Genomic DNA, 25,668 nt, shown 5'->3' with positions numbered 1-25,668 from the left:
CAACACCCCTGCAGCTTCAAGTAGGAAGGGGATAGACAGAAAAGTAACTCGCATTATCAGCACAAGCCATTTCTGGCTAAGGGGCCAAACATGTTGCAACTCTCTACGCAAGATATTCGATTAGCGCAGACACCCTCAAACAAACAAGATGCCATTCGTGCCATCGCAGCAGACCTTACCGACAGACAGCTGGTCGAGTCAGGCTATGTTCAAGGTATGCTTAACCGCGAAGCGCAAAACTCCACCTTTTTAGGCAGTGGTATCGCCATCCCCCATGGCACGATTGAAACTCGCGATCTGGTTAAACAGACTGGCGTCACCGTGCATCACTTTGCCAATGGTGTTGATTGGGGGGACGGTAATATTGTGTATGTTGCGATTGGTATTGCAGCCAAATCCGATGAACATTTAGGCATATTAAAGCAACTGACCAAGGTACTCTCTGCCGATGGCGTTGCGGATCAGCTTAAGCAAGTACAGCAAGCAAGTGATTTAGTCGCACTGCTTAATGGTGAAATACAATTTAGCGCTGATTTTGATCCTGCATTGATTCAACTACTCTTTCCTGCCAGTGACATGCTGCAAATGACAGCGGTCGCGGGTGGTTTACTGAAAAATACTGGCTGTACTGATAGTGCTTTTGTCGCCGATCTGGTCACCAAATCTCCAACGCATTTAGGCCAAGGATTATGGTTAGTCAGTAGTGATAAAAGTGTCACTCGCAGTGCGATGTCATTTGTTTCTACCGCTAATCATTGTGAGTACCAAGGCATTGCTGTCAAAGCCTTGATCGCTATTGCCGCTTGTAATGATGCCCATCGCTCGTTTCTTAACATCATCACCCAGCTTGTCTTCAACCAGCAGCAAGAGCAATTATTACAAGCGGATGCCCATCAATTGGTCGCGTTGTTTTCTCAAGACAACGCCCAAGTCGCTTCAAGCCACCCAGAAACCAACGCCAATGTTGAAACCGCTATCTTTAAAATTACCAATTCACATGGTTTGCATGCTCGCCCTGGAGCTATGCTCGTCGCAGAAGCGAAAAAGTTTCAAGCCAACATCAAGGTGGTCAATTTAGATGGTGATGGTAAAGCAGCTAACGCGAAAAGCTTGATGAAAGTGATCGCCCTCGGAGTGAAACACGGCCACCAACTCCAGTTTAGCGCTGAAGGACCAGATGCCGCTCTTGCCCTTGAATCGATTGGCGCAGCGATTAAATCCGGTCTTGGTGAGCATTAAGGAGCCGATGATGAATATGAAAGTCGTTACCATTACCTTGAATCCAGCACTTGATCTCACTGGCAGTATGGAAAAGCTCCATCTTGGTTCAGTGAGCTTAGTCCAACAAGGTTCATTACATGCGGCAGGTAAAGGGGTCAATGTGGCCAAAGTGCTCAGCGACCTTGGCGCTCAAGTCACGGTGACAGGATTTCTTGGTCAAGATAACCAAGAAATGTTTTGTCAACTCTTCACTGAGATAGGGGCAAACGATCAGTTTATTCGTCTACCTGGAGCGACACGAATTAATGTCAAATTGGTCGAGCAATCTGGCCAAGTCAGCGACATCAATTTCCCCGGCATTCATGTTAATGAACAAGATATTCAACGTTTCGAACAAAGGTTGTTTCAGCTCGCCGAAGATCACCAGTACTTCATTATTGCAGGCAGTTTACCATCCGGCCTTTCACCACAACGCTGCGCCAGCTGGATTGAGCAGTTGGGGTTACTGGGTAAAAAAGTGTTGTTTGATAGTAGCCGCGAGGCCCTAATCGCCGGAGTCGATGCAAAGCCATGGTTAATTAAACCCAATGAAGAAGAACTGGCTCAGTTTGTGGGCTATCCACTGCATAGCCCAGAAGCCTGTCAAGCTGCCGCTCAACAACTGGCCGATAAAGGTATCGCTAATATTGTGGTGTCGATGGGCGCACAAGGCACAATGTGGCTCAATCAAGGTCAATGGCTGCACGCCAAGCCACCTAAAATGCCGGTTGTGAGTACAGTCGGTGCTGGCGATACCTTAGTGGCAGGCCTGTGTTGGGGGCATATGCAAAATATGGATAAACCATCATTGATCACCTTTGCAACCGCGCTATCCGCTCTGGCAGTCACCCAAGTGGGGGTTGGCGTTCCTGATATAGAAAAAGTCACCGCTCTACAAAATGATATCCAATTATAACCACACAACTTAACAAAGTTACTAGGATAAACCATTGATTAGTCTATGCACTAACCATAACGATAAAAGGTCAACACTATGAATATTGCCATCATTACCGCATGCCCCAGCGGGGTTGCCAATAGCATTATCGCCGCAGGTTTATTAGAACAAGCTGCGAAATCGCTGAACTGGAATGCCGCTGTCGAGTGCCACTCTTCGATACTAAATACAGTCACGTTAACCGAAGCCGACATTGCTCAAGCCGATGTTGTGATCATCGCTGCCAATACGCCAGTTGATACTTCACGTTTTGTCGGTAAAAAAGTTTACCAAAGTGAGATTTCAGCCTGCACCAGCGATCCCACTGCATACTTAACCACCGCCGTTGAACAAGCGACCGAGCTTAACGCCTCAGCCGTTACCACTACGGCGCCAAGTTCATCCACTACATCAGCGGTGAAAAAAATCGTCGCTATCACCGCGTGTCCAACCGGTGTTGCTCATACTTTCATGGCAGCGGAAGCGCTGGAAGAAGAAGCCAAGCGTCGTGGCCACCAAATTAAAGTCGAAACTCGCGGCTCGGTCGGTGCCAAAAATCAACTCACGGCACAAGATATTGCCGAGGCCGATTTAGTGATTATTGCCGCCGATATTGAAGTGCCTCTTGAGCGCTTTAATGGTAAAGCGCTGTATCGCACCAAAACTGGCCCAGCACTGAAAAAAACGGCTGAAGAGATGGATAAAGCCTTGATCCAAGCCACCACTTACCAACACTCAGGATCAAGTAGTGCATCGTCTAGTGACGAGAAAAAAGGCGTCTATAAACACCTGATGACTGGGGTTTCACACATGCTCCCAGTGGTCGTTGCTGGTGGCTTACTGATCGCCCTCTCTTTCGTGTTTGGTATTGAAGCTTTTAAAGAAGAAGGCACCCTTGCCGCGGCTTTAATGGCGATTGGTGGTGGTTCCGCCTTTGCACTGATGATCCCCGTACTGGCTGGTTATATTGCCTTTTCTATTGCCGACCGTCCTGGTCTGGCACCTGGTCTGATTGGTGGCATGCTCGCTAGCTCAACGGGCGCTGGCTTTTTAGGTGGCATTGCCGCCGGTTTCATCGCCGGTTATAGCGCAAAATGGATTGCTGACAACGTATCATTGCCTCAGTCAATGGAAGCGCTTAAGCCGATTTTAATCATTCCGTTCATCGCCAGCTTAGTCACCGGTTTAGTGATGATTTATATCGTCGGTGGGCCAGTTTCAGGCATCATGTCGGCAATGACGGAGTTTTTAAATAGCATGGGTTCAACCAATGCCGTGTTGTTAGGCATTATTCTTGGTGCAATGATGTGCTTTGACTTAGGTGGCCCAGTTAACAAAGCGGCGTATACTTTTGGTGTTGGTCTCCTTGCCTCAAACACCTATGCTCCCATGGCTGCGATCATGGCGGCAGGCATGGTCCCCGCATTAGGAATGGGCCTTGCTACCTTCTTAGCCAAAAATAAATTTGCAGCAAGTGAACGTGAAGCAGGCAAAGCCTCATTTGTACTGGGCTTGTGTTTTATCTCTGAAGGGGCAATTCCTTTTGCTGCCAAAGATCCAATGCGAGTTATCCCAGCGTGTATGGTGGGCGGGGCATTAACCGGAGCACTATCCATGCTGTTTGGTGCACAACTCATGGCTCCGCATGGTGGGCTATTTGTCTTGTTGATCCCTAATGCTATCACGCCAGTATTGATGTATTTAGTAGCAATCGCCGCCGGCACTATCGTGACAGGTGTAGGCTATGCGTTTTTAAAATCACGCGCAGCGGCAAGTGCACAAGCTGTTCAAGCTTAAATCTCTCAGCCATGGTGCAAGCTATCAGGCTCTGTGCTCCTTGTTCAAAAAAGCAAAAAGTCAGCAATACGCTGACTTTTTTGTTTCATTACTTCCACCACTGTGGATGTTATTGATGCTTACCTTGGACATATTCTCGGCTCACATCGACCACTGCGACATCCCGAAAAAAGCTACGCCCTAGTAGTATAGGAAAGGTGAGATGAGTTCGATTAGCTAAAGTGAATTGAGTATGATCTTTCATTTCCCCAAGCTGTACCCACATCATCACCACCGGACGACGCTGATAATTATTATCAGACGATTGACGAATGCGTACCCAACGTTCAACAGGTAAATTGATCTCACCACTTTTTATTCCATCATGTTCAATACGAAACTTGACCCAATCTTGTCCATCGCGCTCAAAAGCTTCAACATCTACCGCACTAATTGAAGAAGTAGTGGCTCCAGTATCGATGCGAGCCCGAAAGCTCTCCTCAATAGCAGGAACATAAACCCACTCTTTTTCACCAAAAATCAGTTTACCATCGGGCGTTTTGGTCGCCACCGGCACTTCTGGCTCAACAATCTCTGGGGTTTCAACTTCCGGTTTTGCAGATTCTGTTTCTGGCTCGGGTTGATCAATTTGGGTTGAGGTTTCAGTTTGCTCAGAAGGCGGTACCATCGCACAAGCGACTAAACCACCACTGAGCAGCAACGTTAGAAGGATTTTCCATGGTTGTTTCATTCATTTACCTCATTCAACTACTTTTATGACACGCTAACGATGGCCTCTGCTACATAAGGGATGTCTTTCTCCGTTAGACCTGCAATATTAATTCGGCCATCTGCCACCGCATAAATCGCAAACTGATCACGTAAACGACCCATCTGTTCTGGACTAAAACCGAGCATAGTAAACATCCCTTTGTGGCTTTGGATAAAGTCGAATTGTGACGTATTATGTTGATTTCTCAACTCATTACACAAGGTTTGACGAAGGCTTAACAATCGCTGCTGCATTTCAGTCAATTCTTGCTGCCAAATGTTGGTCAACTTTTCATTTTGTAACACGGTTTTTACTAAAGCTGCTCCGTGATCAGGCGGCATAGTATAAGTAGCGCGTGCTAGGGTCAGCATTTTGCCTCGAGCATTAGCGACCTGCTGAGCGTTTTTACCTAATACGATTGCCGCTCCTGTCCGTTCACGATACAAGCCAAAGTTTTTCGAGCACGAAGTAGTGATTAGCATTTCTTCTACCCGTTGTGCCATATAACGCACACCTTGAGCATCGCTTTCAAGTGACTCACCAAAACCTTGATAAGCAATATCCACAAATGGAGTAAAACCTTGTTTAAGTGATAACTCTGTTATCATCTGCCAGACGGAAAAATCAATATCCGCTCCTGTCGGGTTATGGCAACAGCCATGCAGTAACACCACATCCTTCGGCCCAGCTTGAGCCAGATCGTCCATCATGGCAGCAAGATCAACCATTTTGGTTTCCGGACTAAAATAAGCATAGTATTTTACTTTTAATCCTGCCGCTTCCATGACTGGTTTATGGTTAATATAGCTGGGATTGGTTAACCATACCGTCGTATCGGGCTGAGCAACACGCATCAAGTCCCCCAACATTCGTAATGCGCCACTGGCTCCAGGAGTTTGAATGGTAGTTAAACGGTCAGATAAGGAATGTTCATGACCTAAGACTAATTGGGTAATACTGTGGTTAAACTCTTCACAACCGGCAAGCCCAACGTAGGATTTAGTGGTTTGCGTTTGGATCACCTTTTGCTGGGCCAGTTGTACCGCCTGCATGATCGGCGTATGGCCTTGACTGTTTTTATAGACGCCAATGCCTAAGTCGACCTTTTCAGGACGGGGATCTTGGCGAAAAGCGACGGAGAGAGAAAGAATAGGATCTAATACTGGTTCAGATAAATGGTCTAGCATGAAAGTCACAACCCTTTGAAATTCAAGTAATGACTTTCAAGTAAACACCAGAAACCATAAAACCGAAAGTAATTTTTACACTTTACAACTATGTATCAGCTGATTATGGCTACCCCGCCACGGTAAACTTGGATCCGCTTTGTCTTGATCAAATTTACCATCAATTAATACATCAATATGATCGAGCACTTGGCGCTGTTGAGCGTTCAATTCTGATAAACGATAGCACGCTGTACCCAAAATAAACCCCACACTAAGGTGGGGTTTGCGGGCATTTAAGCTATTTTATTTGTTGTAGCTTAAGTTTTGAGTTGATACTTGTTTATGCGATTAAGCCTTTTTGGTGAACGACATCTGCCCACGCTGTGGTGACAACGACTCGAGACTTGCTGTCTAGGCTATCGATAAATCCATTGTCTCCCACTTGAGGCGCAAAACCACTCATGGCTTGGACTAAGGCATCGATAGCGTTATCCGATAATGCGGTATAATTCCGTTCACCGGCTGCGTCTTTATCACCCATAGCGATCACCACTTGAGCACGATTGCCATTGAAGTAATCGCTAAACGTCACTGAACCAATATGCTCAAACTTGGCTTGGTCGCTGTCGTTTGACGGATCGCGCAAAATCGATAATTTCAGGTCATATCCGCTGCGTTCGAACCACAGTTTCTGCCAATCGATGCCATTGAAGACAATATTGTCTTCGCTGCGAATGTCTTCCACAAGGTTATCGATGACATCACCACTTACGACAAAGCTATCGACATCTGTGCCACCTTTGAAGGTATTTTGGTACCCGCCAAGTACCATCAGATCACGACCTTCTCCGCCGTCAAAATGGCTGAACTTAGAGATGGCAGCAGCAATCAGATGATCATCACCGTCACCACCATTGAGTACAGCGTGGTAACCCATCAGTTTAACCACATCGTTACCAGTACCAGCATTAATGCGGTTATAGTTACCAAAGACATTGGCAAAGTCATCACCCGCTCCGAGTTCCACTTGGTTGTTGTTACCAATCGTGACGGTGTAATCTTGATCGTCACCAGTATCGACTCGGTTGAAGTTGCCAGAGGTAACCACGTAGTCACGACCGGTTCCTGTGTCAATTTCACTACCTTCACCGAAGACGAATGATTGATCATCACCCGCACCAAGGAACACATGGTTAATTCGTCCAGCAACTACCGCTGTATCGTTACCCTCGCCCCCAAACATCATATTTTCACGTCCCATCAGAACGCCCATGTCATTTCCTTCACCGCCAGTGAAGATGTTTGATGTGCCAGTTGCGTAGAACTCATCATCCCCTCGGCCACCCCAGAAATTGTTGTTATCTCCGAGATACGCACCGAGATCTTTACCATCACCACCCCAGTTGAAGTTGTAGTTTCCTAGAGAGATGTTGATATCACCATCTCCTTGGAGATGACCACTATTACGAAGGAAATCAAACGTTTTCTCCTTCATGTTCAGCAAATCGGCAGTGAGATTCTGTTTAAGATTTTCGACCAGTGACTTCATTTCCTGCTGCTTATCTTGACTGAAGATAGTCGCAAACAAGTTAGGCAGGTTAAGCGAGTTAAAGCCAAAGGCACGATCTTGTGTTTCTGTTGTTTCGATGTTGCCATCAGCCACACCTTGCGTACTGTTCGCGCTCGCACCATTGACAGAAACCGAAGAGTTGTCCTTTTCCTCTTCTGGCGCTTTCTCTTTCAAACCATGAGTTTCAGCAAAAGACTTAATGCCATCCGCTCCCATGTCGATACCCGCTTTCAGGCTATCTAGCAACTTAGCCGGGTCGATAAAGGCTTGCAGCTGGTCACCACTGAATTCACCAATGACTTCCAACATCTCTTTGAGGATCGCAACACCATCGACGGCTTGACCATTACGCGAAACAATTTGACCAGATGCGGTGTAATCGACACCGAAAATATCGGCCAACGTGGTTTCTGCGCCTACACCAGCTAGTTTACCAAGTAGCTTATTCTTGAGCTGACGCGGCAGATCCTGTGGCGTATAAGTGAAGGTGGCTTTAGCCTGCCCTGTTGCCGTGAATTGCTGTGTCATCAGACCAAACAGTGAACCTAGGTTAGTATCCAAAATCGACTGAATATTATCGCCGAAAGTAAAGTTCCAGTTACCCGTCGTGACTTGAATATCCGCCCCTTGTCCACCTACGGCAAAGTTAAACGCCAGCTTTTCATTGGCTTGACGAAGCTTGTCAGCGCGGCTGAGCTGACTCGTGCCACTATTACCGTTACCGCTTAGCCACTGATTGTATTGTTTATTCAGTGTCGCTTCTGCATCGTGCTTCAAGCCTCGGCTATCACGTTCATTTTGTGAATCCAATTCAACTAATGTGCTGTAATCCACACTGCTGCTTTGATCCAAACCAGACATATCTTTGACGAACTTTTTCGCACCAGAGAGAGTCCATTGCTGCTCTTGAGCGGCAAGCCAACCCTCTCCTTGCCCTGAAGTTGCAATGTTTTGTAGTACACCAGAAATACGCGCAGCACCGTCGAATGGATTGACCAGTGACGGAGTCGGGATGGATTTTTCCATCATCACCAGCAGATCATTGCTTCGTCCCATATTGAAGCTCACATTACGGTTACCGAGGAACATTTGCGCACCTTCCAGTGCTTGATAGCCACCGATATCAACACTGTGTTTGCTTTCACCGTCACCGATATGAACCATAACGTTATTGTCACCAAAGGCCAGCGATTTAAAGCCACCAGTACCGACTTTAATGCCCACATTCGATGTCCCCCAGTTCACCGCCGTAAACTCCCCTTCGCCCACGTTAACTTGAATGTTACCTGAGTAGCCGAGTTGATTACTGTTGCTAGAATTGGCAATCACTTCCGTTTCTGGTTTGCGTTTTTCTGGCGCATCAAACACGTCATTATTGTCACCGATCGCGCCACGAGCAGGTTCATCGACATCGCTGACACCAATGCGAGATAAATCGATGTCGCCTTCCGCAATGCCATTGCGGATACGTTGATCCTTGGTAACAACTTCACCTTGCGCGTCCCAGCTTAGCGAAACTTTGTTGTTTTCTGCCTTTTGAACCCAATCGCCATTCGCGTCCTTGGTATATTTACGCCCCTCAGCATCTACCGCTATGTCAGTGCTACGTACAGAGACATCGACACGAAGACCATTGGCATCCATCGCGTTGATGAACTGATGACCAAAGCCCTTCTGCTTGTCATTACTCACTAAGGAACAACCGACAATACTGATATGGTCTGGCTTGCTGCTGATATTTTCCGCTTGATTAAACGTCTGCTGAAACTTCGCTAGTTTCACGGCCAGCTCATCGGCACTGTAACCACTTAAGTACGTGTTATTGTGCTCTGAGTGATCGCGACCATGCCCCACCAACTGCCAACGTAGCTTTCCATCCAGTTTTGACGGTTCGCCATACACCACACGATAGTTGCCATCAGCATCTAGCTGAACAATCACACTGTTTTCAGCATGTTTACCTGCTAAGCTGGCTGCCGCTTTTGCTACTACCGGGTCGTTTTCCATTTGCACGATCACTTGACCATCAAAGCGGGTTTTACCGCCTTCTGTCGTTGGTGTAACCGCTATAGGATCCCAGCCATTGACATCTTGATTATGAAGTGTCTTTCCATAAGCCAATGCTTCTTTCGTGTCATCTACAACTTTTGCATTGCTATCTACATCTGGAATACCTGGCTTTTTAATCGGTGTTGTGTCAAACACAGGTAAATCGAGGATCCCCTGCATGGTGGTCTTGTCACCAAAGGTCGGCTTGTAGCTTGCTAACGTGTTGCCATCCATTACCACCACACGGTTGAAGATCGCTTCACCTGTGTCGTTTTTACCCAACTTATAGCTTTGAGCCATCTTTAGATCAGATGTGCCGAAGAAACGTGTTAAGTAGGTGCCAAACTTCTCTGCTGACGAGAACTCAACAATGCCAGCATTTGGATCATAGAAGCCGTAGACACGATCTTCATCTGAGCCTTTTGCCCAAGCCGCCATCGCATGCCCAGGAGCATCAAGTTCCAACAATATAGGTTTACCGTTAACCGATACATCAGTGATCTTCTCAATCACACCGTTTACGGTCAGCGCTTGCTTACCTTCCAGCTTTTCCTGCCACACTTTCATCGACGTATCATGCATTGGGTTCTTTGCATGAATGGCCGCTAAGCTACTGAGCAACTTGCTTGCATTAGCTTTTTCACTGTCTGAGTAAAGGGTTGGATTGCTCAGCACCGCTGCCGCAGAATACATCTTCTCCAGTAGTTGTCTTGCAACGCCGACTTGACCATCATTTTCGAGCTGTTTAGCAACCAAAACGAGTTTAGAAAGTGGATCACAACGTCCACCAAAACCATCATTCGATAAGTTCAACAGCATTAACTGTGGCGCAAGTTGTTCGGTCGCTTTCGTATCCACCACCCCAGCAGAGGCAACCTCACGGAACAGTCGGTTGTACTTCTCAGACTTGTTCTGGAACGTCACTTTCAGTGCACGACTTTCAATTTCCCAAGCTAGCGCACCTTTTTGCTCTGCACCCAAGTTGCCTTTAACAAACAGATCCACCAGTTGCTTGATGTTCATATCTGAGCGGAAGCCATCAACGATCGCCTTAGCATGATCGTTTTTATAGCCATTTAGGAAATCTTTGGTCGTACGAATGTCTTTCGATTTACCCGGTACGCTAGTATCTAGTTTTAGCGCGTCACCATAGCGTTTAAAATCTTTCTCTAGCCCTTTCAGCACTTCACCTGCTTTTTCCGCCGCTTGCTCTGCATTGAACAGACCGGAGACAATTTGATCTGCGTACTGACCCATCAAGCGATTGCTTGCTTCGTGTCCATAGAAGGTTTGTTCACCCGTGACGTTGTAGCCAGCAATCGTAAGTTTAGATCGTAGCTTCTCGCCTTCTTTACCTAAACCTTCACTGTCCGTTAGCAACAGAATCGGCGTCTCTTTTGGCAAACCTTCAAGATTCTTCTCTACAGAGAACTGACCATTCACTGCCTTAGAGATTGCACCTACAATACCAGCAGGATTTACCACTTCATGTGCGGTGATCGCTTTAGTCATACTTGGCATAGGACGATCGAGCAACAAGCCTGAAACTGATTGGCCATTTTGCGCCGCAAAACGCGCGAGATCGGCAGCAATCGGCCCACCCATTGAGTAGCCATGAATGATGATCTTGCTTGGGTCAATACCCTTGTCGTTTACTAGGTAGTTGAACATAGTGCGAGCGTCTTGGTACAAGCCTTTTTCAGTTGGCCCGCCGTCACTTTCACCATAGCCACGCAGGTTGACTGCGAGCATGTCGATGCCTTGTTTCTGATAGTGGCTACGAATCGCACTCGCTTGCTCTTCGGCTGAAGAACCAGAACCATGTAAGAACAATACGACTTTGTCGCTTGTCGTGCTCGTTTCGCCTTCGCTTGATGCTGCCCCCTGATGGTAATACCCCGTTAGACGGCCAGCTTCCCCTTGCAGAGTGACTTTCTGTGATTCACCGTTTTCTACCGCATGGTCAAGTAGAGTTTGTGTGATTTCGCCAATCTTACGACGCGCGTCTTTCTCACCGTATAACTCATTATTGAGGAATCGAGTCAATGGGCTCAGAGATTCTTTATCGCGCGGTGGTGTACCATCATTTTCAATCGCGACGTTTTCTTTCTGCTTGTCATTACCTGATAAGACATCAAGAACATCTGTCACTTGGTGGTTTTGCTTCTTGGCGGTAATTTCAAGCTGAGCTTCTTGTAGTGCCTGACCGAAGTTAAACAACTCTGTCGGTGTCCAAACACCAAACTTAGGTTGCCAATTATGGCCAATCAGTTTATCGGCTCCCCCCACTTTTAACACTTTCGCCACTGTGCTAGAGCAGTTTTTAGTGAGCAACTGATAACGTGCATCTGGGTCGTTACTGAGGCGATGCCATTCGGCTTGCATTGCCGCTACATCAAGACCTTCTAGGTTAATGCGAAATACTCGGCCTTGGTCAGCCTGCATCTCTTTAAAGGTTTGAATTTTATCCAGTTCATCCTGTGCAAATCGCAGCACAACTTCGGATATCTGCTGTTCCATTTGTTCCGAGTTAACCGCAACTTTCGCTTGTTCTTGCAGCTCTTTCGCAAAGCGCTGCGCGACATCTTGCATGTCGTAGCTAGTGTCATTCCATTGGTCAACAAACGGTTTAGAAATATGCTCAGGAATATTGGCCGATTCCAAAATATCAGGGTTCATTAATGCCATCATGGTAAACGTTTCAGAAATATCTTTAAATTTCTCATCAACACCAGAGGCTGAAGCCAACTGCTTGATAAAATCCTTCAATTTATCTTCAGCGCTTTTTAATCCGAAATCATCATTTTCTTCCGACTGCATATCAAACGCTAAAGATTCCCCCTGCGCGGCGGGTTGGCTAAAATCTTTCCAGCGCAATTTAAGGTCTGGCATCGCTTCTGATGACACATCAAATAGATGATTTAAACTCGATGACTTACTCCCCATTGGCCACCAGCTAACATAATTACTCTGGTTATATGCTAGTGCTTGATCTGTATTGATTTGATTACGGCCCTGACCAATTTGCAGCGCGGCATGTCCAAGGGCACTATGATCACTCGGTTTCCAAAGAAATAGTGTTGCGCTGACGGGTGATAAGTGTTGCTCAATCGCTAAATGCACTTTTTTAAGGCCAGTGATATCAATACCCTTACCGTCTTTGGCAAGATCTTTGGCTGATAATCCAGCAAAGATTGTATCTGCAACGGTTTGTCCGTACTCGTGACTTACTGTCGACTTCACTTTTTCAAGCGCAGCTTCGCTGCTACCTAGCAGATCGATATTGGCAGGATTGCCTTTACCTTTGGTAACAAAGTCACCCTGTTGATCCAGATAAAGGTGCTTACTCTCTTTCAAATTGGCGGCTTCTAGCTGGTCATATAGTCGGCTGAAACTGTCTTTCGCTTGGATATTTTGCTCAGCATCTGACAGCACCGAAACTTCATCTAAACGAGTATTCACCTGATTTAACAGTGAGTTCATTGCTGCAATACGCCCCGAATCCGGGTGTCCGAGTACATAGCCTTCAATTTTTTTACGTAGGTTGAGCAGTTTTTCTATTGATTCCTGCTCGTAATCAGAGAATTCAGTGACGCTAGAGTGATATTCGGCTAATGCGTTAATCACTTGCTGATAGCTTTCACCGCGGATCTTGCCTGTTACATTCGCCGCATCCAGCAGCTCAGTGACTGACATCAGCTCCACTTTAGTGTTGTAGTGCCAAGTGCCATCGACTTTTTGCGCCAACACATGTGTACGACCTTCATGGTGTGAAATCACCTTGTTATCCACCAAGAAGAGCTCGTCAGGCATTTGTTCGAAGTTATCGAAGTTGGCCAGAATGAAGCGTTCGATGACTTTGTGCTGAGCCGCGTCTTCAGGGTTCTCAAGAATGATGGTTTTACTCTTGCCATCGGTTCCTGGCCAAACACGTACTTCAAAACCTTCATCTCCTTCTTGTATCAGTAGGTTTCGTTCAGTACGCAGTGAATAGAATGGCAGCATGTCATTTAACGTGGTGTTAATTATGGAAACGACGTTTTCTTGCTGCTTGTTATGTTCTAGATTGGACGTTTCACCTAAAGCGTGTAATTCTTCTTTATCGTTAGAAGCAAGCTTGGTAGATGTGAGCGTCTCATGGTTATCAGTATAAGGAGCGGTAATTTTCGCCCATTGTTCAGCATGCTGCGTCATCAACCATTCAGCTTTGTGATTGGCGGATGCACTGGACTTAGGATTTTTGACTGGCGGCTGTCCTTTGCTTGCTCGATACTCCTGATACCAAGCGTCGAAATCCTCACTACCGCTAACCAAAGCATTTACTTCAGTGATGATGGCTTTACGGCTTGCCGAGTTAAAATGATCGAGTGCCTTAACATCTACTTTCACGGTTGACTCTGTTTTGGGTACAAAGTCACTTAATGCACTCGGTACACTGCGAAACTCAAATAAGATCGCTGGTTCAGGCTGTTGCACACTTCCTGTCGTCGCATTATTAATTCCATGTCCAGCGACTTCTCCACCATATTGGAAGTATTCAAATACGTTCTTAGCAAGGCTTTCTGAATAGGAGCCTTTCAGCTTTTCCGCAATCTGTTGCCTTACATAGCGTGAGTCTTCCGCACTGAGAAGTTCCAGCATTCTAACGGGTTTAGTTCTTGGCAATATGCTCCAAGCATTTTTGACTTTCGGATCTGTTAACCCTTGAGCATTCGGAGAAAAACCTTCAGTGGCAGGATCCCAATCATTGATGTAGATCCCATACTCTTTGGCCAAATCTGCTGTTTTTGAATAGACAGATGTGAGATAGGCATACACATTTTGCGCTGTAGCAGGATCATCCAACTTAGCGTTTTTCGAGTTTGCTAAAAACTCTTCTCTTAGCCCTGCCTGATACCAAGGCGCAGATTCAAGTAATCTAACTTCCGATGACGAGCTTGTACCAAATTCTTTCGCACTGATCGCTACTGTGGCTTGTTGACCACTAGGGGTCATCCCTATGGTCTTGCCTTGTGCATCAATAGAAGTCCCGTTACCCGCGGCGATAAGATGCTTAGAGTTCGATATAACCAGTGTGAAGCGTCCGTCATCACTCACTAAGTGAGGCAAGCTTTGGTGGTTAGACTGATTGATATGAGAGGTAAACTCTTTCGCAAGCCATAGCATTGCCTCTTTACGACTTTCAACCGCTGCCGTATCACTGATTTCACTAGGATAGGTAACCAGTTCAATCGTATGCGTCTGCCAGTTGTTCACCCCTTGAATATCACTGATACCAACAGGATTGCTATAACCACCTTGATTCATGTCTTTGGTTAGCATGAACAATGGGTTACCTTGTGAATCATGCACATACCCAAATGTCTGCGCCGAGTTTTTCGGCAAAACTACAACCAGACCGGATAGCTCATTTTCTATACCAATGGATGTCGATGCGAAATGACTTTTAAATCCGGGAACACTTTTCGAAGCCAGTTGACCCGTTGGTTGACTTCCCTGTACAGCGCTTAGACTCTCGAGGTTCACTCCTGAGATACGGACGTCTCTGCGAGTCACCTCTTGGCGATTTAGCTCCGGGGAGACAGTGGTAGGAATAACGATGCTCTCGCTATTTGTTGCAGAGAACATAGCAGTAACCCGGCTAACGCTGTTTTTCGCTCGAATACCTGCGTTAATTTGTAGACGGTTAACCGCATTGGTTGCCCCCTCTAGCGCTTCTTGCTCTTGTTCAGTCAAACCTTCGCTAAAGAAGCCATCGGCATTAGCCTGTGCGTCTGCGTTAACATGGCTTGCGGTTTCACCTGCGCCTTCAACCTGATATGCCTCACCCGAAAGACCACTGCCATTTACACCTTGACGATCAGGACGATGACCTTCGTTTTGTTTAGCACCTTGAGCGTCTGCTTGCGCTTGGTTGGCTTTGTTTTCTGCCATTTGCACATCACGATCACCGCGTGATTGAGCGTGATTTACCGCATTGTGTGCATCGAATTCGGCTTGTTTTGCGTCGTTGCCTTTTGCTAAAGCATCAGCTTTACGTTTTTCAGCATTTTCTTCAGCATGAGCAATGTCTTGATCTACTTCCGATAGGTTCTGTTCAGCTTTCACCACAGCAACTTCTGACTTCGCAACCGCATCTTTGACTTTATTTTTATTGTCCGCGTGCGTCTGCTTCGCCTCAGCAATCTTGGCATTGGCGAGCAGCTTAGCATCGTCGAGCCGAGTTTGAACGCCAGCCAGCAGACCGCTGGCAAATTCGTTGCGCCATTGCTCACCAGATTGTCCCGTATGCGAGGTTTGGCCATCAAGCACATCAAGACCTTGCGCCAGTTTTGTCAACTCGGCGGTCACGGTTTCCGATTCTTCTTGCACCGCATCACGTTGAGCTTGACCGTTATTTTCTAAGGCTTGTTGGTCGGTCGCTTCCAACTGACTTTGTGAACCTGCGACAGCATCAAGCTGTTTCTGCTTTTCTTGTTCTAAACGTTGGCGATCCGCTTCTGCACGCTCTTTATCGGACAGAGCATTCTGTGTCGCTTGGTTTTGTGTTACGTGCTCACGGATTGAATTAGCTTGTTGCGATGACTCTGATGTCGCCACCACATTATCTAAGATGTAGCCCAGCCCATCATTGTGGCCTGTGCCTTTAAATTCGATACGATTACTGCCGGCCTGCGCGGTCAGTTTTAAGGTTTTTTGCTGCCAAGCAGACTCATCACCCGACGATGAGAACACCACTTCACCGTTCCAAAGAACTTCGATGCCTTCGTTATTAGAGAGGCCCGCGCGTTTTGCAAAATCAAAGCTCACCGCAATGACTTCACCTTGCGCTAGATCAGTCAGATCTTGATAGAGACTGGTGTTGGTATAAGTATCGAGCTCGGTCACACGTGCGCCGTGACCTTCACCCTCTACGCCATATACACTGCCTGCATAAGAGGCTTCAACCCCATGGGTAGATTGCCAGCCATGTTCGCCCAGCTCAAAATCACCGTTCACAATCAGATTTGGAGCTTGCGCGGAAGAATCATCAACATTGAGTGCATGTTGCATCTTGTTGAGATCAGGAGTATCTACCTTAGTCACGCTGCCCGTGAGACTATCACCGAGGTCAGAACCGACTTCCTTAATGGCGTCCATGTGGAAACCATCTAGCTTGGTGATTTCAGGCGTTGCAATCGCACCACGACCTTTATGCGTACCTGATGAGGAGGCTTCATCGCCTTGAACTAAGTAGTTGATGGCTTGGCTGCCACCGACACCCAGTACGGTTTGTTTGATGTTATCAAACAAGGCAGAGAGCTTGCTGCTGCTGGTATTGCTTGATGCCACCGCCAAACTGTAGAAATCGCCGTTACCGACTTTGATGGCAACGTTGTTTTGAGCGTAGGAAGCATTGATGTTGAGGCCGTCCCCAACGTGAATATTGGCGTTAGCTTTGCCCTTCATCACAGCGACATTCAGGCCATCACCGACTTGAGTATTGAGATTGTATTTACCCCAAGCGACATTCACTGACGCCCCATCACCGACTTTGGTGTTGATATTAGTATCGCCGTAGGCAGCAGTGACACTTAAACCGTTACCCACCGTGGTGGTGATATTGGCTTGGCCTTTTGCCGACGTCACCTGCATACCATCACCCACTTTGGTAACTATGTTGCCTTTACTCCATAGAGCGTTGAAGCTGTCGCCATTACCCACTTGAGTAACAATATTCTCTTCACCTTTGGCTAGCACCACGTTTTGGCCATGACCGACTTTGGTAATGACGTTCGCTTTACCCCAAGCTCCGGTGTAGTCGTCGCCATTACCGACATGAGTAATGATGTTGGCTTCGCCTTGCACAACGGAGACTTCTTGGCCATCACCCACTTTGGTGATGAGGTTGGCTTCGCCTTTGGCGAAGTTGTAACGATCTCCATCACCGACTTGAGTTAACACGTTGGCTTGACCCCAAGCGACATTAACACCCAAACCATCACCGACTTTGGTAATGAAGTTAGCCTTACCTTTGGCAATACCAATGGTGGTGCCGTCACCAACGTGGGTCATCACATTGCCAACATCGGAGATCAATAAACCAACGGTTGTACCTTCACCCACTTTGGTGAGGATATTGCCTTTGCCAGCCAACACAGCCGCGGTTGTTGCATCACCGACATGAGTCACGACGTTGGCTTTAGCCGCGGCCACCACACCCATGAAATCATCACCCACTTTGGTAACGATGTTGGCTTCACCCAGTGCGAGTACACCAGTTAAGCCATCGCCGACATGGGTCATGATGTTGGCTTTACCGAACATCGCCGCTAGCGTGGTGCCGTTACCAACCTTAGTCATCACGTTCACTTCGCCAGCAAACAGCCCTAGGCTGGTACCATCGCCAACATGGGTCATGATATTCGCTTTGCCGACCATCAGCGCCGCCGTGAGATCATTGCCCACTTTGGTCATGATGTTGGCTTGGCCGATCATCGCCGCAAACGTGCTGCCATGACCAATATGGGTAAAGATGTTGGCGTTCCCCACCATCGCTGCCAGTGTGGTTCCATTGCCCACTTTTGTCGCAACGTTACCTTTGGCTAACATCAGTGCCACCGACATACCATCGCCAATGTGAGTGAAGACGTTGGCTTCTGCCACCATTAACGCGAGAGCATCACCGTTGCCCACCTTAGTAAAGACGTTACCCAAGCCGCCCATCAGCGCCCAAGCATTGCCTTCACCCACATGGGTAAAGATGTTGCCCGCGCCAATCATGACCGCAATAGAGGTTCCATCACCCACTTTGGTGAAGATGTTACCCGCCGCGCCCATTACACCCAGGGTTTGGCCATCACCCACATGCGTCAGCACGTTGCCAACGCCAAGCATAATGCCAGTCGTGTCGCCATTCCCGATTTTCGTTAGGATGTTCGCGCCACCGACCATAACACCCGTTGTGGTGCCATCACCAACATGGGTAAGCACGTTTGCGCCACCGCCCATCACAGCAAGGGTATTCCCTTTGCCTTTTTTGGTGAGAATATTTGCACCGCCAAGTGCCACTGCCGTGGTATTCGATAATTGATCATCATTGCTGATATGGGTTATTACGTTCGCACCACCCAGCATACCCGTAGTGAGTTCGCCCTCACCCATTTTGGTCAGTACGTTTGCGCCGCCAGCAAGTACCGCAGCAACATCACCTTTGCCAACTTGCGTCATCACGTTGAAACCGCCCGCCGCCAACCATAATCCGTTACCAGAACCGACTTGGGTATGGGTGTTGTAGCCACCGAGCATCACAACGCGACTATCACCACTGCCTTTGTGAACTGAAATATTACCGTAAGCCAGTAAATGTGCGAGATATTGCCCATCGCCAAGGCGAACCAACACGTTTACCGCACCGCCCGCGTACACATCCATCTTGCCTTGTTGGCTTTGGTGTACCAAGACGTTCGCCAAACCTGCGCCGCGGAAGGTGAGATCCCCTTCTTCGCCACTTTTGACAACGACGTTCTCAGCACCACCACCGTTAAATTCGGTATTACCAAATTGGGAGCTATGCAGGATCACGTTGGCAATACCGCCACCGTTGAAATGCACATTACCACGCGTCACGTTTGATTTGATGACGTTACCGCCACCGGCACCGTTGAAACGAACATCACCCGAGCTTTCACCGCTATCGTTAGCGGGTTTAAACAACGTTTGATCTGTGTATTCTTCGATATCCGCTACGGTTTCGCTGGTACTTCTAACGGCGTTTACGCTGTAGTGCAAGTCACTAAGCGAGTAGCCACCTTTGCCCATTGGGTTATACCCAGTTGCAGATGAAATATCTTGGTTGGCTATATTGGCCGTGTGATCACCTTCTTTATACCAAGAGCGAGCTTGATATTTCAGTGCCCCGGTTTCAGCATCATTTGCCAGCTCCACCACCACAATTTTTGTGTAAGGCCCAAGTACTTTGGCATAAATGTAAGTGTTGGGTTGGCGGTTGGATTTTACCGCTTTGACATCCACCTTAGTGCCATCTGCATAAATCGCATGACCGCCCATTTTGGCATCCGACAATGACACCTCTTTCGCATCAATCACCGCACCATTGGCGTAAGTCACCCACTCATATTCAGTCAGGCTTTTTTCAACCGCATGAACGGTGACGGATTGTTGCTGTTCAATGGAAATATGAGAAAGAGTGTAGCCACCTTTGAGTGGATTAGGTTCAAAGCCACCTGAAGAGGAAACATCAGCGTTGGCTAGGCTTTCCAGATGATTGCCGCTTTTGAACCACGCTTCTGAGTAATAGTTCAGCTTGCCCGTTTCAGCATCGTTATAAAGACGGACTTTGTTGATTTTGGTGTAGGTATCATCAACAATAGCGAACAGATAAGTATTTGGCTCTCGCTGTGATTTTATGGCAGTGACAGCATGGAGTTTGTTGCCGTTAGCGATCGATAAACCGTGCATCTGAGCCGTAGTGAGTACAATCTCATCTGCTTTGGCATATTCCATACCTTGGGCATCAAAATCACTACCGCTACCTTTACGAATAATGGTGTTGTACGCACCGCCACCCGAGAAATGAATGTCACCATGGGCCACATCAGAATAAAGGCTGTTGTAACCACCCACACCTTCAAAACGAATATTGCCGCGGGTTTGTGTGTAGACATCTTCGGCCTGATGTGTCCGTTCAATGCGGTTTGAAGCTCCAGCACCTTGCAGGGTTATATCGCCCACTTTGCCTTTACGGACTAAATGGTTATCAGCACCTGCGCCACGGAACGTGATGTTACCAGTCTCAACACGTGAACTAATGCTGTTCGCGGCACCGGCACCATCAAAGGTCACATCACCACGAGAGCCTTGGTAACGATTAAATGCCGTTCGATCTAACTTGTTACTAGCTCCAGCACCGATAAATGATAAATTACCCTGATTAGTTTCGTGCCAAAGACTGTTGTAACCACCCGCACCTTTAAAGGTGACGTTGCCACTCACCCCTTTGCGACTAAGACCATTATAGGCTGCTACTCCACCATAGCTTACATCGCCATGATTACCTAAGTGATCAATCGAGACACCGCCAGCGGCACCAGCAAACGACACATTGCCATCGCCATTTTTATGAATATCGGCATATCCGGCCGCGCCTTTTACCGTAAGGTGGCCTGTTGTGTCATTTACTTTTAGGTATGCAGAGCCCCCTACAACGGTATCGTTGCCACTCCCCGTATATACGGTAGCGCCAATCGATCCCACAGTAATATGGTCGTCACCACCGTAGGCATGAATTTGTCCCCCAAAACCAATGGCTACAATGTTGTTGTTTCCATCGTCGGCGGAATAGTTTCCTGTGAAGAAGTATTCGACACTTCTCCAAAATGGTTTTCCCATAAGCCAAACTCTTCTTTTAAGAATTAAATAGAAAACCACTGTACCTTTCGGATACAGCGGTCATTTTGAGCATCCACTTTGCCGCGGACAGTACAGACTTTCTGCCCCTGCCACGGAAGAAATACACGGCGACGCAGATCATTGACAATCTCGCGACCATGCCCGAATGGAGCAATCATCTCTGGAATGTAGATTTGCTGGCCCGAAAGCCAGTCGGATGGAGATATTTCGCGCACACCAGAGAGCAGCTCACCTCGGATCTGCTCAGAGACAAACGCCCAATTACAAAAGGCAATTGGCCGTCCATGCTCATCTTCGTAATAGCAAAACTGGTTTAGCTCAAACGCAGGCATAATGCGTTGCAGCCATTCTGCAACCACATAACGACGATGAAGCGGCGAATGCTGGCTGAGCAGCATCACACCACCGATCATCTGTTGTATTTGCGCTAATGTGAGATTTGCGGGTTGATGTGTTATAGACATAAGCCCTATCTCAACCGATACACGGTTATTTTTTCATTTGAGCAGGACGTTTCTTCACTGCGGGTTTCTCTTCTGCAACGGCATCTTCTGTTGAATTTGCGGAGACATCACCTGCTGGTAAAAAACCAGCCGCGACGAGCTTATTAAATTCAGCTTCCATACGAGGATCTTCAAGCATATTCTTGATCATAGAAACCATATACATAAAACCTGACGCAGGCATATGCACAACTTGCTTTAATTCAAGATCATTATCGCTTTCAGCCATTACGCCGTTAGCCATATTATTTTGATCCTGACCGACGAAATAAAGAGAAAAAACCCCTTTATTGTAGTTAACACTCGATACCGTTTGAACAAACTTCTCAATCATAAATTTCCAAACTTATTTTATACAAAAATGGAAGAGATTATTTTTCAATAACAATCTCTACTAGTAAGAACAAAGGGACAAATATAAAAAAATAAACCATTTATCATGGTAACATTTTCTTACAAGTTGGATATTACATCGTTAACTCATTGCTATCAATATACTTTAACACGCCAAATTAGAGTTAAAACTCTATTTCATTCGACGCTTACTCATTAAGCTTGCAAAAATGTAAACAACAAAATCATTGCAAGGCAATGTGATTTGAATCATAATAAAAACCGAAAATCGAAGACAAAACAACCAATACGCGTACTTTTTAGATAAGACAAATGCAATTGATAATTGAACGCATTGACTTAAGGTGCTAGGATTTTGCCCTTCCGAAACAAGTGTAATTAATCGGCAAAGTAATTTAAGTATGTCCAACGATGAAAGGTTAACGCTGATATGCATTCATTTTTATTTAAGCATTATCAGTAGCAACAAAGATAGATTTAAAGAAAATACTAATTTAACAAAAGCTGATGACTTCCAGAAAGAACTCGATAAAATACAAAATAAATACAAAATAAAAATAGCTACAAAAAACTTAAATTTTAAAAAAATCAATAAGATTAAAACACCCGTTATCTTATTCGACAATCAAGGCTCACCATTTATTTTAGCAAAAACTAATGAAGATAAATGTTTAGTGCAAAGGCCTAATAAAGAAACGCCTGAAGTTATTTCCTATGATGAACTCAAGGAAAATTGGAACAAGAAATCTTTAAAAATCAATCAAAAACAGGCTCGCTTTGATATCACTTGGTTTATTCCTGAATTTCTTCAGCATAAAAGAGTGTTAAGTGAGATTTTTTTGTTTTCTTTCGTTTTGCAAATACTGGCTCTCATTTCACCACTTTTTTTCCAAGTTGTCATGGACAAAGTACTGGTGCATCAGGCTTGGTCGACTCTTGATGTACTTGTTTTTGGCCTATTGGTAGCAGGGGTTATCGAAGTGGTTCTGCGCGCTCTGCGAGAATATCAATACGCACATACTGCGAATAGGATTGACATCCAGCTTGGACTAAAAATGGTCAAACATCTATTTGGTTTGCCATTAATGTTTTTCAAATCTCGCCAAATTGGCGCGATTGTTACACGAGTACGCGAGCTCGACACGATTCGCGAGTTTTTGACTGGATCTATGTTTACTTTAAGCATAGAGCTGCTGTTCGTGTTCGTCTTTATTTATGTGATGAGCTTACTTTCTTCGATTCTTACTTGGTTGTTTATCGCCACTATCCCCTTTTATATTGTACTCGCTTGGTGGCTTACCCCAAGAATGCAAGGTGCAATAGAAAAACAGTTCTCACATGCAGCAGCAAATACCTCATTTCTCACCGAAACCGTAGCTGGTAGTGAAACGCTAAAAAGTTTAGCTGTTGAACCGAGATTTATCCGACGCTGGGACGAACAAACAAATAAAATGGTCGCAACGGGCTATGACGTCCAACAACTCAATAACCGCTCAAACCACTTAGTACAATTACTGCAAAAGGTAACCAGTGTGGCGATTTTGTGGCTGGGGGCGACAGAAGTGCTTTCACTCGAGATGACGATTGGTCAGTTGATTGCTTTTAATATGATGACCAACCACATCGCGCAACCCTTGGCGCGTATGGTTGAGCTATGGGGACAATTCATTCAAACCCGTGTTGCCATCGAGAAGCTCGGAGACATGCTTAACCTTCCCGTGGAACAGCATACCGGGAGTGACAATGTCACTATATACGGTGCGATTAGCTTCAAAAATATTCTCTTTCGTTATCAACCAGATATCCCACCGACCATTAACAATTTGTCACTAGAAATTCGCGCGGGTGAAACATTGGGGATCGTCGGCACTTCAGGTTCAGGGAAAAGCACCCTCGCCCGTCTGCTGTTGCGCCTGTATAGCCCTGAGCAAGGCAGCATTACCATTGATGGCATTCCGCTGAATCAGATCAATGTTCAACAACTGAGACAACAAGTTGGAGTGGTGCTACAAGAGAACTTTTTATTTAACAAAAGTGTGAGTGAAAACATTGCCCAATCTAAACCCGAAGCAAGCTTAGAAGAAATTATTGCGGCAGCAAAACTTTCTGGTGCCCATGAGTTTATCCTCAAGTTGCCCATGGGTTACGACACAGTATTAGCAGAAGGTGGTCAATCGCTTTCTGGCGGTCAAAGACAGCGCCTCGCCATTGCTCGCACACTGTTATCGGACCCAAAAATATTGATATTAGATGAAGCTACCAGTGCACTGGATGATGAATCTCAAGCGTTAATTCAAGCCAATATGGCTAACATTGCCCAAGGACGCACAGTCATCACCATTGCTCACCGCTTATCTACGGTAAGAGATTGCGATCGCATCATAGTGTTACATCAGGGCAATATTGTTGAGCAAGGATCACACCAAGAATTACTCACCTTCGGCAAACAATACAAACAGTTATGGCAGCTTCAGCAAGAGCTCAAACAAGAGGACGCTATCGGATGAAGAACATCGTGAAACTCTGGCTCACTAAAAAAAAGCCACATCACAAAGCCGAGCATCATTATACGTTTTTGCCCGCACATCTTGCTTTGGCTCATCGCCCGCCGTCACCTTTTGCTCGTTTAACAGCCATCACCCTTAGCTTGGGTGTGCTTGCCGCCCTACTTTGGGCATATTGGGGCAAACTGGATGTACAAGCCACGGCTACTGGCCGCCTTGTAGTATCTGGGCGTTCACAAGTGATCCAATCTTATGAACAAAGCCGAGTATTAAGTATCCATGTCCAAGATGGTCAGCGAGTAAAGCAAGGCGCACCATTACTGACCCTCGATACCTTGGGAGTTAACCAAGATATCACTCGTTTGATAAGCCAAGCAGAATTTCAAACCAACGAGCTGATTCGTTATCGTGCGTTACTTAATGGGCAATCCTTGTCTCAAGATCCGATGTTTGTCGCCTTATCTACCGAGCAACAAGATGTAGTCCAGGAAAACTATCTCAGTGAAAAAAACGAATTCGATTCGACGCTAGCGAGCATTGTTGCCGAGATGAGGGTTAACCGTACTTCACAAGCGGCCCGTCAAAGCGATATCAATGCTTTAATGCACCTCACTGAAAACATTAGCCAACGCCTTGCGGCGCGTAAGAAACTCAATCAAGTCAAAGTGATTGGTCACATTGAGTATCTAGAGCAAGAAAAAGAGTTGCTTGAAGTACAGCGTCAAGTCGCCCAGCAACGTGCAGAGCTAGAGGTGCTTAAATCCCAATATCAAACTCTTGAAGAGAGACAAACTGGCTTCAAAGCACAAAAACAGCGCGAGTGGTTGGAAAAACGCAGACAAGCCAAACTGCAACTCGCGGCCTTAGATCAAGAGCTTTCTAAAGTTCGCGAGCGAGAGCAGCTAGAAATCATTCGCTCTCCTGTCGATGGCACAGTACAACAGCTAAGTGTTTATACTCTTGGTGCAGTGCTGCAACCTGCGCAAAACTTAATGATCATTGTGCCAGAAAATGGCGTCCAACAAGCGGAAGTTCAGATCTTGAATAAAGATGTCGGCTTTGTCTATCCAGGTCAGTCCGTGACCGTCAAAGTCGATGCTTTTCCTTACACTCGATATGGCACGATAGACGCTGAGTTACTCAGTATCTCGCGCGATTCCACCACGGATGAAAAGCTAGGATTAGTTTTTCCAGCGCAAGTGCATCTGAACACAAACAATATTCTCATCGATGGTCAGAGAGTCGAGCTCACACCCGGCATGTCGGTTGTGGCTGAAATTAAAACGGATAAACGACGTGTTATTGACTATCTACTCAGCCCAATTCGAGAATACCAAGCTGAAGCTTTGAGGGAAAGGTAAC

11 protein-coding genes are annotated in these 25,668 nt (G+C 46.4%); 5 read left to right on the top strand and 6 right to left on the bottom strand.

Annotated elements, in window-relative coordinates:
* Positions 1 to 90 precede the first annotated feature (90 nt).
* The 3 genes from fruB to fruA all read left to right on the top strand — a co-directional run bounded on the left by fruB (position 91) and on the right by fruA (position 3,994).
* Complete coding sequence (fruB, locus tag BSR11_RS14890; RefSeq protein ID WP_072671113.1) at positions 91 to 1,239, top strand: fused PTS fructose transporter subunit IIA/HPr protein; 1,149 nt, start codon at positions 91 to 93, stop codon at positions 1,237 to 1,239.
* Positions 1,240 to 1,249: 10 nt separating this feature from the next.
* Positions 1,250 to 2,176: a 1-phosphofructokinase gene (pfkB, locus tag BSR11_RS14885; protein WP_072671112.1), complete on the top strand. Its 927-nt coding sequence runs from the start codon at positions 1,250 to 1,252 to the stop codon at positions 2,174 to 2,176.
* Between the two features lie 78 nt (positions 2,177 to 2,254).
* Positions 2,255 to 3,994, top strand: coding sequence for a PTS fructose transporter subunit IIBC (gene fruA, locus BSR11_RS14880; RefSeq protein WP_072671111.1), 1,740 nt, complete (start codon positions 2,255 to 2,257; stop codon positions 3,992 to 3,994).
* Positions 3,995 to 4,103: 109 nt separating this feature from the next.
* Here fruA and BSR11_RS14875 read toward each other — a convergent pair whose 3' ends face one another.
* The 6 genes from BSR11_RS14875 to rtxH all read right to left on the bottom strand — a co-directional run bounded on the left by BSR11_RS14875 (position 4,104) and on the right by rtxH (position 21,782).
* Positions 4,104 to 4,724 carry an ATP-dependent zinc protease family protein gene (locus tag BSR11_RS14875; RefSeq protein ID WP_072671110.1) on the bottom strand — a complete coding sequence of 207 codons (621 nt, stop codon included), beginning with the start codon at positions 4,722 to 4,724 and terminating at the stop codon, positions 4,104 to 4,106.
* 23 nt (positions 4,725 to 4,747) lie between these two features.
* Complete coding sequence (locus BSR11_RS14870; RefSeq protein WP_072671109.1) at positions 4,748 to 5,932, bottom strand: amino acid aminotransferase; 1,185 nt, start codon at positions 5,930 to 5,932, stop codon at positions 4,748 to 4,750.
* 75 nt (positions 5,933 to 6,007) lie between these two features.
* On the bottom strand, positions 6,008 to 6,184 hold the full coding sequence (locus tag BSR11_RS14865; protein ID WP_083545018.1) for a 4Fe-4S cluster-binding domain-containing protein: 177 nt from the start codon (positions 6,182 to 6,184) through the stop codon (positions 6,008 to 6,010).
* 70 nt (positions 6,185 to 6,254) lie between these two features.
* Positions 6,255 to 20,924, bottom strand: coding sequence for an MARTX multifunctional-autoprocessing repeats-in-toxin holotoxin RtxA (gene rtxA, locus BSR11_RS14860; protein ID WP_072671108.1), 14,670 nt, complete (start codon positions 20,922 to 20,924; stop codon positions 6,255 to 6,257).
* Positions 20,925 to 20,947: 23 nt separating this feature from the next.
* Complete coding sequence (gene rtxC / locus BSR11_RS14855) at positions 20,948 to 21,409, bottom strand: RTX toxin-activating lysine-acyltransferase RtxC (protein WP_072671107.1); 462 nt, start codon at positions 21,407 to 21,409, stop codon at positions 20,948 to 20,950.
* A 25-nt stretch (positions 21,410 to 21,434) separates the two neighbouring features.
* Positions 21,435 to 21,782 carry a protein RtxH gene (gene rtxH, locus BSR11_RS14850; protein ID WP_072671106.1) on the bottom strand — a complete coding sequence of 116 codons (348 nt, stop codon included), beginning with the start codon at positions 21,780 to 21,782 and terminating at the stop codon, positions 21,435 to 21,437.
* 421 nt (positions 21,783 to 22,203) lie between these two features.
* Between rtxH and rtxB the strand changes: the two genes are divergently transcribed.
* Both rtxB and BSR11_RS14840 read left to right on the top strand, forming a co-directional pair.
* Positions 22,204 to 24,309: an RTX toxin T1SS ABC transporter subunit RtxB gene (gene rtxB, locus BSR11_RS14845; protein WP_072671105.1), complete on the top strand. Its 2,106-nt coding sequence runs from the start codon at positions 22,204 to 22,206 to the stop codon at positions 24,307 to 24,309.
* Positions 24,306 to 25,667 (top strand): HlyD family type I secretion periplasmic adaptor subunit, encoded by a 1,362-nt coding sequence (locus tag BSR11_RS14840; protein WP_072671104.1) that lies wholly within the window; start codon positions 24,306 to 24,308, stop codon positions 25,665 to 25,667. Before rtxB ends, BSR11_RS14840 begins: the two co-directional genes overlap by 4 nt.
* Position 25,668 lies beyond the last annotated feature (1 nt).

This window comes from Vibrio injensis, assembly GCF_001895205.1.
GTDB lineage: Bacteria > Pseudomonadota > Gammaproteobacteria > Enterobacterales > Vibrionaceae > Vibrio > Vibrio injensis.
This window is presented reverse-complemented; position numbering and strand designations above follow the sequence as displayed.